Origin of the sequence: Synechococcus sp. H55.10 (assembly GCF_047502715.1) — a bacterium.
Classification (GTDB): Bacteria; Cyanobacteriota; Cyanobacteriia; order Thermostichales; family Thermostichaceae; genus Thermostichus.
Genome location: NZ_JANSJJ010000127.1, coordinates 1 through 808 on the forward strand (window position 1 = coordinate 1; position 808 = coordinate 808).

Below are 808 nucleotides of genomic sequence, written 5' to 3' on the forward strand. Positions count from 1 at the left end.
ACGGCCCAACAATTTTTTGGCATCTTCCCCCACGGCCAGCGGGTGTTTGGTGTTTTGGTCGATGGCGACAACAGAGGGCTCCTGTAGGACAATGCCGCGGCCAGCCACATAGACTAGGGTGTTGGCCGTGCCCAGATCGATGCCCATGTCACGGGAAAATCGGCTGAATAGCCCCACGGTAGGTTGCTCCAGTTTTTACTTCGTGAAGAGCAGCAAGTCTCGGTACCTACTATAATCCAATCCTGGGAGAGAATCTCCCCCGCCACGGGGATCCCTTTCCGAGTGGCGCAGTTAGGGCTGGCCATCAGCGGAAGTTGGGATTAAAATGGGTAGCTTCCTTTTTCCGGTTGCGATGCAGATTGTTGCAGCTTTGCTGAGCTTGGCCACCCCCAATTTGCCCCGTTTGTTGCACTTTTACCAGACCCTCTTGGGGATCCCGCCCCAAGTTCAGCTCTCCAGGGAGGGAGAGCCAGTGTATGTGGAGTTTCGCCTGCCTGGCCTGCGACTGGGCCTCTACCGCAGTCTCCATCCAGAGTTTGCCGCCCAGGCGGGGGCAGTAAGTCTTTGCCTGCAGGTGCAGGATCTGGCGGCATGCCTCGGATCCCTAGCGGCGGTGTTGGCGGAGCACCAGATCCCCGTTTCGCCCTTGCGGCAGGCCTTTCACGGCCAGGAGGTGGACTTCCAGGATCCCGATGGCAATCGCATTGTATTGCACCAACCTTCCGCGGCGTTCTGGCAGGCGATGACCTGGGCGGGCACTAGCAACTGAACGAAGACCCCTAAGTCTCAGGGGAGACTCTTTCGAACC

The 808-nt window shown here is 58.5% G+C and carries 2 protein-coding genes; one reads left to right on the plus strand and one right to left on the minus strand.

All coding sequences use genetic code 11. The annotated features are described in order from the left end of the window. Positions 1-147, minus strand: a 147-nt coding sequence (locus NW858_RS08945) for a rod shape-determining protein (RefSeq protein ID WP_414520321.1), incomplete at its 3' end; no start/stop codon positions are given. 205 nt (positions 148-352) lie between these two features. Between NW858_RS08945 and NW858_RS08950 the strand changes: the two genes are divergently transcribed. Then, positions 353-769, plus strand: a complete 417-nt coding sequence (locus NW858_RS08950; RefSeq protein WP_414520320.1) for a VOC family protein — start codon at positions 353-355, stop codon at positions 767-769. Positions 770-808 lie beyond the last annotated feature (39 nt).